Raw genomic sequence first — 14,089 nt, 5'->3', positions numbered from 1 at the left:
GCAAGTCTCCTACACGTCCATTCATTCGATCCTGTCCGCATTGCTCGCTGCCCATCCAGTCCTCGCCGTTCACATCAAAGCGCGGATCATAGGCTAGCGTGCCCTCGCGCGGCAAGACCGGTGCGATCTTTTGCGTCAATGCATGGCAAAATTGCTGCAATGGAAGAAGGAGTTCGGACCATGTCATTATCGGATTCGCCCGCGTGGTCGGCCTGGGCCGCGCCCGCTCGAGCACGAGCCGCCGCCGGTCTTGCCCTGCTGGCGCTGTGCGGTTGCGTACAGCCCTGGCAACGCTTCAAGCCCGGTGACGATGCGTCGATGCTGATCGCGCGGCTCGGCGCACCCCGTGAAGTGTATGACCTGCCAAAAGGGGGCAAGCGGTTGATGTGGCCAACCCAGCCGATGGGCGAAACGACAACGGCGGCCGATGTCGACGGCACGGGCAAGGTCGTTGACGTGCAACAGGTGTTGCAAAACAGCGAATTCTATCAAGCACAGGTCGGCAAATGGACGAAGAACGATGTGCTGATCCGCTTCGGCAAGCCGGAGGAAACCGCCTATTTCCCAAGGATGAAGCGGGAAGTGTGGAGTTATCGCTACATGGATGACGGCGTCTGGTACCAGTTGTACCACTTCTATTTTGACGACGCCGGTGTGTTGCGGCTCACGCAGAAGACGCCTGACCCGCTGCACGATCCAGAGCGCCGGCGCTTCCTATTTTAGCGGCGCCGCGCCAGAGCGGACGGCGACCACGCCGGTGTCGGCGGCAGGGCAGCGCCGTCACGACCAAGCGTGGGCGAACCGACGAGCAGCGCCGCGTGACACGGATGGCGGCGCGCGCCGTACGGCACAGCACAGCACAGCACAGCACAGCACGGCACAGCACGGCACAGCATGGCATGGCATGGCATGGCATGGCATGGCACGGCACGGCACGGCACGGCACGGCACGGATGGTGACATGCAACGTGCGGCACGAATGGCAGCGTGCGACGTGCGGCCGCACCGCTACGAGCGCTGCGGATTGAGCTTTTCGGCGCTCGGATCAAGCTTGTTCAACGCCGCAATATAAGCCTTTGCCGACGCGGCGACGATGTCCAGGTCGGTGCCGACGCCATTGACGATACGCCCCGCCTTCGACAGCCGCACGGTCACCTCGCCTTGCGCCTGCGTGCCAGCCGTGATCGCGTTGACCGAATACAGTATCAATTCCGCACCACTATTGACCCGTGACTCGATCGCATGCAACGTCGCATCGACCGGGCCGTTGCCGTGCGCCTGGCCGGTCGTCTCGCTACCGTCGACGGTGAACACCACCTTCGCGTGCGGCCGCTCGCCCGTTTCCGAATGCTGCGACAACGACACGAACCGATAGGTCTCGTGATCGTGCGCGGCATTGGCCTCCTGGCTGACGATCGACAAGATATCCTCGTCGAAGATCTCCGCCTTGCGATCGGCCAGTTCCTTGAAGCGCGCGAATGCGGCGTTCAGTTCCGCCTCGCTGTCCAGCGCCACCCCCAATTCCTGCAGCCGCTGCTTGAACGCGCTGCGGCCCGACAGTTTGCCGAGCACAATCTTGTTCGCGCTCCAGCCCACGTCTTCCGCACGCATGATCTCGTACGTGTCCCGCGCTTTGAGCACCCCGTCCTGATGAATTCCCGACGCGTGCGCAAACGCATTGGCCCCCACCACCGCCTTGTTCGGCTGCACCACAAAGCCCGTCGTCTGCGACACCAGCTTCGAGACCGGCACGATCTGCGTCGTGTCGATGCCCACCTCTAGCCCGAAGTAGTCACGGCGCGTCTTCACCGCCATCACCACTTCCTCCAGCGACGTATTCCCGGCCCGCTCGCCAAGCCCGTTCACCGTGCACTCAATCTGCCGCGCGCCGCCCAGCTTCACCGCCGCCAGCGAGTTAGCCACCGCCATACCCAAATCATTGTGGCAGTGCACTGAGAATACCGCCTTGTCGGAGTTCGGCACCCGTTCGCGGATCTGCCGGATCAGCGCCGCATAGCCGTCCGGCACCGCATAGCCGACGGTATCCGGAATGTTGATCGTGGTGGCGCCCTCCGCGATCACCGCCTCCAGCACCCGGCACAGGAAATCCATGTCCGAGCGGCTACCGTCCTCTGGCGAAAACTCAATGTCGTCCGTGAACTGCCGAGCAAAACGCACTGCCAGCCGCGCCTGCTCGTACACCTGCTCCGGCGTCATGCGCAGCTTCTTCTCCATATGCAGCGCCGAGGTCGCGATGAATGTATGGATCCTGAACCGCCCCGCCGGCTTAAGCGCCTCGGCCGCACGCGCAATATCCTTGTCATTGGCGCGCGCCAGCGAGCAGATCACGCTGTCCTTGACCTGCGAGGCGATCGCCTGGATCGCGTCAAAATCTCCGTCCGAACTGGCCGCGAAGCCCGCCTCGATCACATCCACCTTCATGCGCTCGAGCTGTCGTGCGATGCGGATCTTCTCCTCCTTCGTCATCGACGCGCCCGGCGATTGCTCGCCATCACGCAACGTCGTGTCGAATATGATCAACTTGTCTGCCATGTCAGTCTCCGGACTCGAATCAGTGGGGTAAGCGGCAACCTCCTCTATCGGCACACCGCAGGTGACGCCGGTGCGAACAGGCGAGACGAAGCGGAGGCAGAATCGATTCAGCGCGATAGACACGCCGACGTCGGCGCGCGAGATAACGCGCCGACCGGTAGAGATAGTAGAAGCCGTGCAGCCATATTGATTCGGACGACTATAGCGTCAATTAGGTCAACGTGCAACGCAACCTAACCGTGCCATTGGCCAATAGTCGATGACTATGGCCGCTTGTCCGCGCGGCACTCGTTGTCCAACGCCTTGTTTGCGATGTGCTCCTGGGTGGCAGATCTTTCCACCGCGCGTACCCTGTCCGACGCCTTATCCGTGATGGGCTCGTGGGCGGCCGGCTTGACAGCACCCAACGCGACCGGATTGGGCTTGCGCGATATCGCGCGCCACATCCACAGCACATAGCCGGACAAACCATACAATACAAACAGGCCGAACAGCATCAGCGGCGGATCAGACGACACAAGTACGAAGGCGACTACGACCAGCAGGATCGCCGCAAACGGCACCCGATGCCGGACGTCGAGCGCCTTGCCGCTGTAGAACGGCGCATTGGAGACCATGGTAACGCCCGCATAGATCGTCAGGCCAAATGCGACCCACGGCAGCCAGCCGAGCTTGAGCGGCACCCGATTATCGGTCGCCAGCCACACGAAGCCGGCCACCAGCGCGGCAGCGGCCGGACTCGGCAGGCCCTGAAAATAGCGCTTGTCGACCACGCCGATGTTCGTATTGAAGCGTGCCAGGCGCAGCGCGGCGCCAGCGCAATAGACGAACGCGGCAAGCCACCCCCAGCGACCTAGATCCTTGAGCACCCACTCGTACATCACCAGCGCTGGCGCAACACCAAACGACACCATGTCCGACAGGCTGTCGAACTGCTCGCCGAACGCACTTTGTGTATGCGTCATGCGTGCCACGCGGCCGTCCATGCCATCCAGCACCATCGCGACGAAGATGGCGATCGCGGCGATCTCAAAACGCACGTTCATCGCCTGTACCACGGCGAAGAAACCGCAGAACAATGCAGCGGTTGTGAACGCATTGGGCAGCAGGTAGACGCTGCGTTTGCGTAGCAATTGTTGGCGCGCGGCCCGCAGGCTGCGCCGCGCGATCTGCTCTTGCACCGTGCGGTTGCGCCGGAACGGCCGCGCCAGGCGCGGCCCGCCCGCACGCGGGCGTCGCGGTTTGAAATCAGCCATCAAGCCCTCCTTGCGCCGCTCAAAGCTCGGCCAGGATCGTCGCCGACGCCTGTACCTTCTCGCCGATCGACACCCGCGGCTTGCTGCCCAACGGCAGATAGACGTCCACGCGCGAGCCAAAGCGGATGAAGCCATAGCGCTGGCCGCGGGCGAGCGGCTCGCCGGTGCGCACGTAGCACAGGATGCGCCGAGCGATCAATCCGGCCACCTGCACCGAGGTGACAATGTGATTGTCCGCGGTCTGCAGCACGATCGCGTTGCGCTCGTTCTCCAGCGACGCCTTGTCGATTGCTGCATTCAGGTAGGCGCCGGGAAAATATTCGACCTGGGTCACCGCACCGTCAACCGGCGAGCGTTGTGAATGAACGTTGAACACGTTCATGAACACGCTGATCTTCAGCGCGTCGCGGTTCACGTACGGATCGTGCGCAGTCTCGACCGCGACGATCCGTCCGTCAGCCGGGCACAACACGGCATTCGGCTGCTGCGGCACCGGCCGCTGCGGATCGCGAAAGAACTGCACGACAAATAGTGTCAGCAGCCAGAAAGGCCACGCCCAGCCGAAGCCCACGAATGCATGGATCAGCAGCGTCACGACGAACGCGGCAGCGATGAAAGGCCAACCTTCGCGGGCAATGATCGGGTGAGGATAAGTCATATAGGCAACGCCAGTTCCAAGAAAATAGAAGGATAGCAAACCCCGGCCGCCTGTCACGCCCGCGGCCTGTGGGCGAATAAAGAAAAGCCGCCCGGGCATGACGCCCCAGGCGGCTCGAACGCGCGATGGCGCGTGCGTGGTGCGAGCGCGTGATCAGTTCTTCGACTGATCGACCAGCTTGTTTTTCGCGATCCACGGCATCATCGCACGCAGCTTCGCGCCAACCGTCTCGATCTGGTGTTCGGCCGTCAGGCGCCGCCGCGATTGCAGCGTCGGCGCGCCGGCGCGGTTCTCAAGGATGAAGCTTTTCGCGTACTCGCCGGTCTGGATGTCACGCAACACATGCTTCATCACCTGCTTCGTCTCGTCGGTGATCACGCGCGGGCCGGTCACGTACTCCCCGTACTCGGCGTTGTTCGAGATCGAGTAGTTCATGTTCGCAATGCCGCCTTCATAGATCAGGTCGACGATCAGCTTCAACTCATGCAGGCATTCGAAGTACGCCATCTCAGGCGCGTAGCCTGCCTCAACCAGCGTCTCGAAGCCGGCCTTGATCAGCTCGACCGTGCCGCCGCACAGCACGGCCTGCTCGCCGAACAAATCGGTCTCGGTTTCCTCGCGGAAGTTCGTCTCGATGATGCCCGCACGGCCACCGCCGTTGGCTACCGCATACGACAGTGCGATGTCACGCGCCGCGCCCGACTTGTCCTGTGCGACCGCGACCAAGTGCGGCACCCCGCCACCCTGTGTGTAGGTGCCGCGCACCGTATGGCCCGGCGCCTTGGGTGCGATCATGATCACGTCCAGGTCGGCACGCGGTACCACTTGGCCATAGTGCACATTGAAGCCATGCGCGAACGCGAGCGCCGCGCCTTGCTTGATATGCTCATGCACGTCGCGCTTGTAGACGTCGGCGATCTGCTCGTCCGGCAGCAGGATCATCACAATGTCGGCACCCTTCACCGCTTCGGCTACTTCCTTCACGCTCAGGCCGGCGGTCTCGGCCTTCGCCCACGACGCGCCGCCGCGACGCAGTCCCACCGTCACGTTCACACCGCTGTCGCGCAAGTTCAGCGCGTGCGCGTGGCCTTGCGAGCCGTAGCCGATGATCGTGACTTGCTTGTCCTTGATCAGCGAGAGATCGGCGTCCTTATCGTAATAAACTTTCATGTGATTTCCTTCGTGTAGTGTCACTTCGATTCAGTGTTCATTGCCCCCGATGCCGCGCTGCCCGCCGCGGCACCAGAACAGGTCAAACCTTCAAGATCCGCTCGCCGCGACCGATGCCCGAGCCGCCAGTGCGCACCGTCTCCAGGATCGCCGTGGCGTCGATCCCGTCGATGAATGCGTCGAGCTTGCCACTGGCCCCGGTCAACTCGATCGTGTAGGTCTTCTCGGTGACGTCGATGATGCGGCCGCGGAAAATATCCGACATCCTCTTCATCTCCTCCCTTTCCTTGCCGACCGCCCGCACCTTGATCAACATCAGTTCGCGCTCGATGTGGGCGCCCTCGGTCAGGTCGACCACCTTCACCACCTCGATCAGGCGGTTCAAATGCTTCGTGATCTGTTCAACCACGTCGTTCGAGCCAATCGTCACGATCGTCATGCGCGACAGCGAGCGGTCCTCGGTCGGCGCGACGGTCAGGGTCTCAATGTTGTAGCCACGCGCCGAGAACAGGCCGACCACGCGCGATAACGCACCGGGTTCATTCTCCAGCAGCACGGAAATAATGTGTCGCATCTTGTTTCTCTTTCCAGTTTCGATGTCCCTGCGCCCGGCGCTGCCCGCGGCACGCCGCGTGTCGCGGGCAGCGCCGCCTTCGCGCGCGCCGACGCGCGCTTCGTCAGAGGTCCTCTGCGCCGAGCAGCATCTCAGTGATGCCCTTACCGGCCTGAACCATCGGCCAGACGTTCTCGGTCGGGTCGGTCTGGAAATCGAGAAACACGGTACGATCCTTGAGCCGCAACGCCTCCTTCAACGCCGGCTCGACGTCCGCCCTGCGCTCGATACGCAGGCCAACATGGCCATACGCTTGAGCAAGCTTTACGAAGTCCGGCAGCGCGTCCATGTACGAATGCGAATAGCGCTTGTTATACTCGAGTTGTTGCCACTGACGGACCATGCCCAGGTAGCGGTTGTTCAACGACACGATCTTGACCGGCGTCTCATACTGCTTGCATGTGGACAGCTCTTGGATGCACATCTGGATCGAGCCCTCACCGGTGATGCACACTACGTCGGCGTCCGGATGCGCCATCTTCACGCCCATCGCAGCCGGCAGACCGAAGCCCATCGTCCCGAGTCCCCCGGAATTGATCCAGCGGCGCGGCTTGTCGAAGCGGTAGAATTGCGCAGCCCACATTTGATGTTGACCGACGTCCGAGCACACGAACGCGTTGCCGCCGGTCAACTCGTGGAGCGTCTCGATGACGTACTGCGGCTTGATGATCTCGCTGTCGCGGTCGTACTTCAAGCAATCGCGGGCACGCCACTGCTCGATCTGCTGCCACCACGCGTCCAATGCGGCATCGTCCGGGCCGTGCGGCGCGGTCTGCAACTGCTCGATCAATTCCTTGAGCACTTCCTTCACGTCGCCCACAATCGGGATGTCGACCTTCACTCGCTTGGAAATCGATGAGGGGTCGATGTCGATATGGATGATCTTGCGCGGCGTACTCGCGAAATGCGTGGGGTCGCCAATGACGCGGTCGTCGAAGCGGGCACCGATCGCAATCAGCACGTCGCAGTGCTGCATCGCCATGTTGGCCTCGTACGTGCCATGCATGCCGAGCATGCCAAGGAACTTGCGATCCGTCGCGCGATAGCCACCCAGGCCCATCAGCGTGTTGGTGACCGGGTAGCCGAGCAGGTCCGCGAACTGGTTCAACTCGCGCGAAGCCTCGGCCAAGATGATCCCCCCGCCAGTATAGATGTACGGGCGCTTCGCAGACAGCAGCAGTGCGACCGCCTTGCGGATCTGGCCTGAATGACCCTTCGTGACCGGATTGTACGAGCGCAGCGCAATATGCTTGATCGGCTCGTAGTGGCACGGCGCCTTCGACACATCCTTCGGGATGTCGATCAGCACCGGCCCGGGGCGGCCGCTCTGGGCAATGTGGAACGCCTTCTTCACTGTCGCGGCGAGTTCGTGCACGTCCTTCACGAGGAAGTTGTGCTTCACGCACGGCCGCGTAATCCCGACCGTGTCACATTCCTGGAACGCGTCCTGGCCAATCGCCGCCGTCGGCACCTGGCCGCTGATGATCACCAGCGGAATCGAGTCCATGTATGCGGTGGCGATGCCGGTCACCGCGTTCGTCACACCGGGCCCGGAGGTTACCAGGCACACGCCGACGTTGCCGGTGGAGCGCGCGTAGGCGTCCGCGGCGTGCACCGCGGCTTGCTCGTGGCGCACCAGCACGTGCTGGATCTTGTCCTGCTTGTACAGTTCGTCGTAGATGTAGAGTACCGAGCCGCCCGGATATCCCCAAATGAATTCGACGTTTTCGTCAGCGAGCGCGCGCATCAGCACGGTCGCGCCGATCGAGCCGGTTTCGGTTTCAGCAGGGGGGGAGAGATCCGACGTGGAGCATTCCGCGCTTGGCATATTCATCGTTCACCTTTCGAATTTTCGGCAAAAAATTGATCGGGGGCTCTCCACCGGGCTTGTGGCTCGGGTTCAAGCGGCGCGTCTTAGAGAGAATGCGAGCTTTGTGAGCGTCGCCTCAATGAGACAATCACAGCGTCTTGCGAATCTATTACCATATCGAGTCGCGCAACAAGGGTCAAGCAAAAAATGCCGGCTTCCCACAGGGCCTTTTTTTTTGCTAGCATCCGCGGGTTTTCACGTTTTTGTTGGGTTGGCGCGCCCCGATGGCGCGAGCTAGCCGGCAATTCACTTTCCGCGCGTCACGCGTCACCTGTCGCGCCGAATTCCACAAGGATGGCATCAGACAAGGAACTCGCCGATTTCCTGGCGGGCGTCGAAAGGCGCGCATTTAAGCATGTCGCGTATGCGGTGCGCGATGACGACGCCGCGCTGGACGTCGTCCAGGACGCGATGATCAAGCTCGCCGAGAAATACGGCGAGCGGCCTGCGGCCGAGCTACCGCTGCTGTTCCAGCGCATTTTGCAGAACGCGACCCACGATTTCTTTCGCCGCCAGAAGGTGCGCAACACGTGGGTCAGCCTGTTTTCGTCGCTGGGCAACGGCGATGACGACGAGTTCGACATGCTGGAAACCTACGAATCCTCGGACAATTCGACCGCGGTCGAGAACAGCGCCGACCGGCTCGAGCGGGAGCAAGTGCTCGCGCTGATCGACGAGGAGATCCAAAAACTGCCCGCGCGTCAACGTGAAGCGTTTCTGATGCGTTATTGGGAAGATATGGATGTCGCCGAAACCGCTGCCGCGATGGGCTGCTCGCAGGGCAGCGTCAAGACCCATTGCTCGCGGGCCACGCATGCGCTGGCTGTCGCGCTGAAGGCGAAAGGAATCACACTATGAGCGGTACACTTGAGACAAAAGAAATCGAATTTGCACTGAAAGTACGCCGAGCGCTCGACGAGGGCGCAGCGCGCCTGCCACGCGCGACGACTGACCGGCTGGCGGCCGCGCGACAGGCCGCGCTTGCGAGAAAGAAACCCGATACTCGCACGCGGCCGGTTTACCTGCCGGCGCTGGCCGGCGCCGGCAACGTGCCAACGAGCACCAGCGGCGCACGCAAGCGCGCCCGCTGGAGCCGCCTAGCCCTAGTCTGGCCGCTACTGGCGCTGGTGTGCGGTCTCGCCGCGATCCGCGACTGGGAAAACCAGCAGCGCCTAGCCGACATCGCCGCCATCGACGCAGCCATGCTCAGCGACGAGCTGCCGCTGTCCGCCTACTTGGACCACGGCTTTCACGCCTACCTGTCGCACGGGCACTGATACGCTAACTAGGAGCAATGTCGGTGAGTAACAAGCGCGGTTTGGCTATGGTCTATGCGGGTGTGATGGCTGCATTTGTCGCGTTCATGGCAACCTATCCGCGCTTTCACCCAGCATCGTCGTCTCGCGCGTTGCCGTCTGACGCCGCGCCAGCGCCGGTCGGCAGCGGGGTAGCAGCAGTGGCAAGCCACGCCGCCGTTGCCGACATGGCAGCCGATGCGGCCAACCCACTGTCCTGGGCCCGCCTTACCGCGGCGCAGCGCGACGCGCTAGCGCCGCTGGCCCCCCAATGGGATCATTTCAGCGCCGAGCGCAAGCGGAAATGGCTGAAAATTGCAGCCAGATATCCAAAAATGCGCACAGAAGAGCAACAGCGACTGCATCAACGAATGGCCGAATGGATCCGCATGACGCCACAGCAGCGGCGCGTCGCGCGTGAGAACTACCAGTTGTCCAAGGAACTCTCCGTACAGGCACGCGAAAAGGCGTGGAGCGCCTATCAGCAATTGCCCGACGAATTAAAGCGCAAGCTGGCGGCCACCGAGAAAGCACGACGCCCGACCGTAGTCAGCGCGCCGCCAAGCGGTAAGCCTGAAATCAAGGACCTAGGCAAGCTCGAGCGCTCGCGCGAGCGCGCCGATGCCGCCGCGGCTGCACCACGCGCCGGCACCTCGGCCAGTACGGCGCCAGTTGGCCCGGGCACGCCGCCCGGCACCCACCCGGCACCGTCGGCGTCGGCCGCTGCGTTGACATCTCCCCCGGCCGCCGGCTCACAAACCGAGCCGGAAAAGCCGGCGCAGTCGGTGCCGTGGTTCTTCAACGATCACGCGCAGTGAAACCACCGCGTGAACACGTGCCTCGTGGCCGCGCCCCATCCCTGTGGCGCCGCCTGCTGTGCGCGCTCTACGAAGGCATCATTTTGTTCGGCGTCGTCTTTATTGCCGGCTACCTATTCAGCGCGCTGACCCAGCAACGCGATGGATTAACGCATCACAATCTGTTGGCTGGCTGGATCACCCTCGTCGTCGGCGCGTATTTCGTCTGGTTTTGGACCCATGGCGGCCAAACATTGCCGATGAAAACTTGGCGACTGCGGCTCGTTGACCACGCGCTCGCACCGGTCGGGTTGGGGCGCGCAATGCTGCGCTACGTGCTTGCCTGGCTATGGTTCCTGCCGCCGCTGGCGCTCCATTCGGTGCTCGGAGGGTCGGTGCCGCACACGCTGCTCGCGCTGTCCGCGTGGATAACGCTATGGGCCAGTACGCAATGGCTGGATCCGGATCGGCAATGGTTGCATGACCGGCTGGCCGGTACCCGCATTGTTGCTGCCCCGTAATAAGAACGTCTTGTAACTGTCGCGCCAGTTTCACGCCGGCCAGTTTCACGCCGGCATCGTGCAATGCGGGCCATTACACTGCGCGAGCGTGGACCAAAGTGTCCAACCTACCCCCGTAGCCCCTGAAGCACACCGGCGCAAAGAGCAAGCCGGCGCATACGGCGGTCCCCTGCGTGACCTCCAGCCGGCCGGCACGCCGACGGCCTCTTCGCGCCCCCGTCCGCGTCGAACGCGCCGCCTGTTGCCAACGTCGATGACGACTCCGGCATGCATCGATACCGCTCTCTGGTGCGCGATATTAAACGCTCCCAGCCCGGCGCGCCGCTGCCGGACGCCACCGAAGCGGACCGATCATGGAACGCCGAGCCGCCGCTCGCACCTCTGCATGCTTCCACTGAATCTATTACATAGGTCTGCTAAGCCGATCAGTCTGTCCGATACAACAAAGCCTGCGCCTCAGTGCGAAAACGGCAGTTTATAATCCGGCGATCTCGCCCGTGCGAGCCCACCAGCCGGAGTTTCCGGCGCACAGAGCCGACGCCATGGAATCGAAACCGCCCCGTCGCACCCGCGACCGAATCCTCGAACTGTCGTTGCGACTCTTCAATGAGATCGGCGAGCCGAACGTCACAACGACGACGATCGCCGAGGAAATGGAAATCAGTCCAGGAAACCTGTACTACCATTTCCGCAACAAGGACGACATCATCAACAGCATCTTCGCTCAGTTCGAGCAAGAGATCGGCAAGCGATTGCGCTTTCCCGATGACCATCGTCCAACAATCGACGAGATGTGGGCCTATCTGGCCTACATGGCAGATTTTCTGTGGACGTACCGGTTCCTCTATCGGGACCTGAACGATTTGCTGGCGCGCAACCGCACACTGGAGACGCACTTCAAGCAGATCATCACGCATAAAGTCAATTTCGCGCGCCAGTTGTGCGAGCAATTGATTGCCGACGGCGAGATGGAAGCGACGCCCCAGGAGGTCGGCGTGATCTCGACCAACATCGGCGTGATCTCGACCTATTGGCTGTCGTACCAGTTCGTGATGAACCCACGCAAGTACAACGAGCAGGAAGCGATCCGGGCCGAATTGCATCAGGCGAGCCTACACATCGTATCGCTGATGGCCCCTTATCTGCGCGGACGTTCGCGCCAATTGTTCGACGATCTGGTTTCCGGCCGGTTGCCGATGCGCGAATTCGCCGACTACCTGCCGCCGCGCGACGGCAGGGGCGAGACACGGTCCGAGGCAGGCAAGGCCGAGACGCAACGCCCGAAGGGGGCGCGATGATTAATTCGGTGTGCGTATATTGTGGCTCCGCTGTCGGCCGTCGGGACGAATACCGGCAGGGGGCGCAGGCGTTTGGTCGCGCGCTCGCGCACGCGGGTCTCACACTGGTCTATGGCGGAGGCCACGTCGGCTTGATGGGCGAGATTGCGGATGCCGTGCTGCAAGCGCAAGGCCATGCGATCGGCGTGATCCCGCAGCTGTTGATCGACAAGGAAGTCGGTCATCGCGGCTTGACCGAGTTACACGTCGTCGCAAACATGCACGAGCGCAAGAAAATGATGGCTGACCTGAGCGACGCGTTCGTCGCGCTGCCTGGCGGCGCCGGCACGTTCGAAGAGTTGTTCGAAGTCTACACGTGGGCGCAACTCGGCTATCACCAAAAGCCGGTCGGTCTGCTCAACATCGCCGGCTATTACGATCCGCTGCTGGCAATGCTGCGCCACACCGCCAATGAGGGCTTCATGCGGCACGACTACGTCGGACTGCTCCAAGTGGAGTCGGACGTCGACGCGTTGCTTGACGGGCTGCAACGCTACGTGCCGCCGGCCGGCGACAAGTGGTCGGAGAAGCGCGAAGCGGTCTAGTCGCATCGTGGCGCCGTCGTTGCCGCTAGCCGATATGGATGTCGAGCGGCTGCGGCGGATGTTCAAAACCAACGCGCTCGGCACTGATCTCTGCGCGCGAAGCGGCTCACCGCATGAGGACGGATCGCGGCAAGCGCGGCGGCGCGATCATCGACTTGTCTCCGGCTGCCGGTTAGGATCGCCAAGCGAGTATGTGGACTATGCCGGTTCCAAAGAAGGGATCGTCGCGGTATCGGCCGTGGCGAGGCCAAGCGAGCGAGCATGCAACGCGAATAGCGGCTCAACGGGATGATCTGCCCGCACGACGAAATCGGCGCCGATCATTTGCCGCGCGGCACGCGCGCCGCCAACGGCGAGAGCTGACGGCGCACCGGCACCATGTCCGTCGCCATGCCGCGAAAACCGAGCTGCACGCCGTGCCACAACGGCGGCAACGCATACGCGGCAAGCGCCAGGAACACCAGCATGCCCAGCAGGAACAGCCCCGGCATGAACAACGCGAGCAACAACCCAAGGACGGCGATCGTGTCCTCCACAAACGACACGACCCAGGGCGACGGCGGCTGCTGCGCGAGATTAATTAACGCGCGGGCGCCAGCCTTGACCAGGTGCGCAGTGCCGGCGATCGCCGCGCCGGCCAACGCCGCCGCCGCCAAAACGCGCGGATCAGCATGGCCGGCCGCGCCATAGGCGAGCATCGCGCCGGCCGGGATGCGAATCAGCGTGTGCAGCGCGTCCCACAGCGAGTCGACGGCGGGCACCTTGTCGGCCAGAAATTCGGCAATCGCCAACAGCGCTGCGGCACCGATGATCCACGGTGAACCTAGCAGCGACAACGCATCGGGAAGACGCACGACGTCGAACGACGCGAGCAGGCCGGTCAACAGAACCGTCAGGTACAAGCGCAGCCCGCTTGCCCACGCAAGCCCGGTTGCCAGAGAAAGGGCGTAGAGCATTAACGCCTCCTTGCGCGCCCCCGCGCGCACCGGCAAGGGCCAGTGCAGCGCGCGCCGCAAGCGTCAGTGTTGGATAAACCCGAAACCATTATAGCGACAGTCGCCGCGCGAGCGCCGCCTCGCTCAATGGCCGGACGTGAGCTTCAAGCCGATCAGCCCGGCCAGGATCAGGACTGCACTGCCCGCCCGGGCCGGCGTCAGCGCCTCGCCCATCATCACGATGCCGAACACGAATGCGCCCAGCGCGCCGATGCCGGTCCACACCGCATACGCGGTGCCCAGCGGTAACTGTTTCATCGCCAGTGCCAACAAACCGAAGCTGATCAGCGCCGTCACCAGTGTGAAGATCGACCAGCCAGGCCGGGAAAAGCCTTCCGAGCTTTTCAGGCCGGCAGCCCATGCCACTTCAAGCAGGCCCGCCATCACCAGAAAGATCCATGCCATCGGCTACAACCTTGACGAAATGGGGTCGTCCCCGATACGAACCGTAGCGCGCGGGCCGTCCCGCACAACGGGTT

At 62.8% G+C, this 14,089-nt stretch carries 15 protein-coding genes and 2 pseudogenes; 8 read left to right on the top strand and 9 right to left on the bottom strand.

Annotation, left to right across the window (positions count from 1 at the left end; genetic code table 11):
* The first annotated feature begins 180 nt into the window (after positions 1-180).
* Entirely contained in the window at positions 181-723 is a 543-nt protein-coding gene (locus RA167_RS03625) for a hypothetical protein (protein WP_076786413.1), read from the top strand.
* A 285-nt stretch (positions 724-1,008) separates the two neighbouring features.
* Here the strand turns inward: RA167_RS03625 and RA167_RS03620 are convergent, their stop codons facing one another.
* The 6 genes from RA167_RS03620 to RA167_RS03595 all read right to left on the bottom strand — a co-directional run bounded on the left by RA167_RS03620 (position 1,009) and on the right by RA167_RS03595 (position 8,084).
* Positions 1,009-2,553 carry a 2-isopropylmalate synthase gene (locus tag RA167_RS03620; RefSeq protein WP_076786408.1) on the bottom strand — a complete coding sequence of 515 codons (1,545 nt, stop codon included), beginning with the start codon at positions 2,551-2,553 and terminating at the stop codon, positions 1,009-1,011.
* Positions 2,554-2,816: 263 nt separating this feature from the next.
* Positions 2,817-3,809 (bottom strand): CDP-diacylglycerol--serine O-phosphatidyltransferase, encoded by a 993-nt coding sequence (pssA, locus tag RA167_RS03615; RefSeq protein ID WP_076786406.1) that lies wholly within the window; start codon positions 3,807-3,809, stop codon positions 2,817-2,819.
* Positions 3,810-3,828: 19 nt separating this feature from the next.
* Positions 3,829-4,467 (bottom strand): phosphatidylserine decarboxylase, encoded by a 639-nt coding sequence (locus tag RA167_RS03610; protein ID WP_076786404.1) that lies wholly within the window; start codon positions 4,465-4,467, stop codon positions 3,829-3,831.
* Positions 4,468-4,620: 153 nt separating this feature from the next.
* Positions 4,621-5,637, bottom strand: a complete 1,017-nt coding sequence (gene ilvC / locus RA167_RS03605) for a ketol-acid reductoisomerase (RefSeq protein WP_076786403.1) — start codon at positions 5,635-5,637, stop codon at positions 4,621-4,623.
* Positions 5,638-5,719: 82 nt separating this feature from the next.
* Positions 5,720-6,211 carry an acetolactate synthase small subunit gene (gene ilvN, locus RA167_RS03600; protein ID WP_076786401.1) on the bottom strand — a complete coding sequence of 164 codons (492 nt, stop codon included), beginning with the start codon at positions 6,209-6,211 and terminating at the stop codon, positions 5,720-5,722.
* A 103-nt stretch (positions 6,212-6,314) separates the two neighbouring features.
* Complete coding sequence (locus RA167_RS03595) at positions 6,315-8,084, bottom strand: acetolactate synthase 3 catalytic subunit (RefSeq protein WP_076786399.1); 1,770 nt, start codon at positions 8,082-8,084, stop codon at positions 6,315-6,317.
* A 330-nt stretch (positions 8,085-8,414) separates the two neighbouring features.
* Here RA167_RS03595 and RA167_RS03590 point away from each other — a divergent pair, with 330 nt between their 5' ends.
* The 7 genes and pseudogenes from RA167_RS03590 to RA167_RS03560 form a co-directional block, all read left to right on the top strand.
* Positions 8,415-8,978, top strand: a complete 564-nt coding sequence (locus RA167_RS03590; RefSeq protein WP_076786397.1) for an RNA polymerase sigma factor — start codon at positions 8,415-8,417, stop codon at positions 8,976-8,978.
* Positions 8,975-9,397, top strand: a complete 423-nt coding sequence (locus RA167_RS03585) for a DUF3619 family protein (protein ID WP_076786395.1) — start codon at positions 8,975-8,977, stop codon at positions 9,395-9,397. The genes RA167_RS03590 and RA167_RS03585 overlap by 4 nt, the downstream gene beginning before the upstream one ends.
* 23 nt (positions 9,398-9,420) lie before the next feature.
* Positions 9,421-10,233: a DUF3106 domain-containing protein gene (locus tag RA167_RS03580; protein WP_076787766.1), complete on the top strand. Its 813-nt coding sequence runs from the start codon at positions 9,421-9,423 to the stop codon at positions 10,231-10,233.
* Entirely contained in the window at positions 10,206-10,733 is a 528-nt protein-coding gene (locus tag RA167_RS03575; RefSeq protein WP_083706039.1) for an RDD family protein, read from the top strand. Before RA167_RS03580 ends, RA167_RS03575 begins: the two co-directional genes overlap by 28 nt.
* Positions 10,734-11,275: 542 nt before the next feature.
* On the top strand, positions 11,276-12,031 hold the full coding sequence (locus RA167_RS03570; RefSeq protein ID WP_076786391.1) for a TetR/AcrR family transcriptional regulator: 756 nt from the start codon (positions 11,276-11,278) through the stop codon (positions 12,029-12,031).
* Positions 12,031-12,615, top strand: coding sequence for a TIGR00730 family Rossman fold protein (locus RA167_RS03565; protein ID WP_076787764.1), 585 nt, complete (start codon positions 12,031-12,033; stop codon positions 12,613-12,615). Before RA167_RS03570 ends, RA167_RS03565 begins: the two co-directional genes overlap by 1 nt.
* A 4-nt stretch (positions 12,616-12,619) precedes the next feature.
* A pseudogene (locus RA167_RS03560) lies at positions 12,620-12,838 on the top strand (NAD(P)-dependent oxidoreductase); the annotation flags it as partial.
* Here RA167_RS03560 and RA167_RS03555 read toward each other — a convergent pair.
* The 3 genes and pseudogenes from RA167_RS03555 to RA167_RS03545 form a co-directional block, all read right to left on the bottom strand.
* Positions 12,826-12,972: pseudogene (locus tag RA167_RS03555) on the bottom strand (ABC transporter permease); the annotation flags it as partial. The pseudogenes RA167_RS03560 and RA167_RS03555 sit on opposite strands and share 13 nt — an antisense overlap.
* The gene (locus RA167_RS03550) at positions 12,936-13,571 is read right to left on the bottom strand and encodes a DUF4126 domain-containing protein (protein ID WP_076787762.1); all 636 of its coding nucleotides are present in this window, start codon (positions 13,569-13,571) and stop codon (positions 12,936-12,938) included. The gene RA167_RS03550 and the pseudogene RA167_RS03555, both read right to left, overlap by 37 nt.
* Before the next feature lie 123 nt (positions 13,572-13,694).
* Positions 13,695-14,015: a DMT family transporter gene (locus RA167_RS03545; protein ID WP_076786389.1), complete on the bottom strand. Its 321-nt coding sequence runs from the start codon at positions 14,013-14,015 to the stop codon at positions 13,695-13,697.
* Between the last annotated feature and the right edge of the window lie 74 nt (positions 14,016-14,089).

This window comes from Mycetohabitans endofungorum (assembly GCF_037477895.1).
GTDB lineage: Bacteria > Pseudomonadota > Gammaproteobacteria > Burkholderiales > Burkholderiaceae > Mycetohabitans.
This window is presented reverse-complemented; position numbering and strand designations above follow the sequence as displayed.